At 55.6% G+C, this 1,618-nt stretch carries 2 protein-coding genes; both read left to right on the top strand.

What is annotated here, in order from left to right; translation table 11 throughout:
• Positions 1–219: 219 nt before the first annotated feature.
• On the top strand, positions 220–597 hold the full coding sequence (locus tag ALO64_RS23485) for a DUF2784 domain-containing protein (RefSeq protein WP_002552555.1): 378 nt from the start codon (positions 220–222) through the stop codon (positions 595–597).
• A gap of 103 nt (positions 598–700) precedes the next feature.
• The gene (locus ALO64_RS23480) at positions 701–1,516 is read left to right on the top strand and encodes an SDR family oxidoreductase (RefSeq protein ID WP_002552556.1); all 816 of its coding nucleotides are present in this window, start codon (positions 701–703) and stop codon (positions 1,514–1,516) included.
• Positions 1,517–1,618 lie beyond the last annotated feature (102 nt).

Genomic DNA, 1,618 nt, shown 5'->3' with positions numbered 1-1,618 from the left:
AACCCGGGGCGGTTCAGTTTCATCTATTTTTAATAATTTCTTACATATCTAAAAAATCATTAAAATCATGGACTTGATGTGTTTTTGTCCGACAATAATTCGGGTCTAGTTGATGGAAAGTGCCTGAAATGATCTTAAAAATTATTGAACTAAATGACGTGAAAATTCTCCGCTGATTTGCACAGATGACCTGATTGAAATCCAGCAGGGGGCGCGCAGATGTTTTATCGAGTGGCGGCAGATGCCGTGGTCGCGTTTCATCTACTGTTCATCGTATTCGTGCTGTTCGGCGGTCTGCTGGTAGTGAGCAGGCCGTGGCTGGCATTACTACACGTTCCGGCAGTTGCGTGGGGGGCTGCGGTTGAGTTTCTGCATCTGTACTGCCCACTGACACCGCTGGAAAACACACTGCGCCGCACAGCCGGTGAGCAAGGATATGACGGCGGCTTCGTCGAGCATTATCTGATTCCGCTGATCTACCCTGTCGGGCTTACGCCGGGCATACAGCTGTGGCTGGGGGGCATTGTGCTGTTGGTCAATGTGTCGGTGTACGGCCTGTTATTGATGCGTTTCGTATCACGCGTGCGGCATTCATGAGCTTCGGGTTTGCTCCAGGCATTCAGCGCCTTGATGGTGGGGTTGTAGGGCCCCGGCTGTGATTACACTCAGGCAACTCCTGCACATCACAAGGCACTCGGCTATGCAAAACCGCATCATGATTACTGGCGCCGGCTCAGGTCTGGGTCGTGAAATTGCACTGCGCTGGGCGCGCGAAGGCTGGCGGCTGGCGCTGTCGGACATCAACGATGCCGGTCTGCAGGAGACCCTGACGCTGGTGCGCGAGGCGGGTGGTGACGGGTTCGTTCAGCGTTGCGATGTTCGCGATTACAGTCAGCTCACGGCGTTTGCTCAGGCATGTGAAGAGCGACTGGGCGGCATCGACATCATCGTCAACAACGCGGGCGTGGCATCGGGTGGCTTCTTCAACGAGCTGTCGCTGGAAGACTGGGACTGGCAGATCGCGATCAACCTGATGGGGGTCGTCAAAGGCTGCAAGGCGTTTTTGCCTATGTTGCAGGCCAGCAAAGGCAAAATCATCAACATTGCGTCGATGGCCGCGTTGATGCAGGCCCCGGCGATGAGCAATTACAACGTCGCCAAGGCAGGGGTTGTGGCACTTTCCGAAAGCCTGCTGGTTGAAGTGCATGATCAGGGCGTCGCCGTGCATGTGGTTTGTCCGTCGTTCTTTCAGACCAACTTGCTGGATTCGTTTCGAGGCCCGACGCCTGCCATGAAAGCGCAGATCGGCAGACTGCTGGAGAAGTCACCGATCACTGCCGCAGATATTGCCGACTACATCTTCAGGCAGGTAGCCGCAGGCGAGTTCATGATCCTGCCCCACGAAGAAGGCCGAATGGCCTGGGACCTGAAGCGCAACCAGCCACAGGCGATGTATGACGAAATGACCATCATGTGCGCAAAGATGCGCGCCAAGGCGCAGAAAGGGCATGCCTGACACAGCTCAAAAGCGGACGCGAGCATCTCACTATCGTGCGACGTTTCGGGCCGGAATGCCGTTGCGTACGTTGACTATCGTGCGACGCTCCGCGTCGCATGC

The sequence above is a fragment of the Pseudomonas meliae genome (assembly GCF_001400515.1).
GTDB lineage: Bacteria > Pseudomonadota > Gammaproteobacteria > Pseudomonadales > Pseudomonadaceae > Aquipseudomonas > Aquipseudomonas amygdali.
This window is presented reverse-complemented; position numbering and strand designations above follow the sequence as displayed.

Coding starts and splice junctions, on each gene's coding strand:
- ALO64_RS23480 (WP_002552556.1), top strand. CDS start 701: ATGCAAAACCGCATCATGATTACTGGCGCCGGCTCAGGTCTGGGTCGT.
- ALO64_RS23485 (WP_002552555.1), top strand. CDS start 220: ATGTTTTATCGAGTGGCGGCAGATGCCGTGGTCGCGTTTCATCTACTG.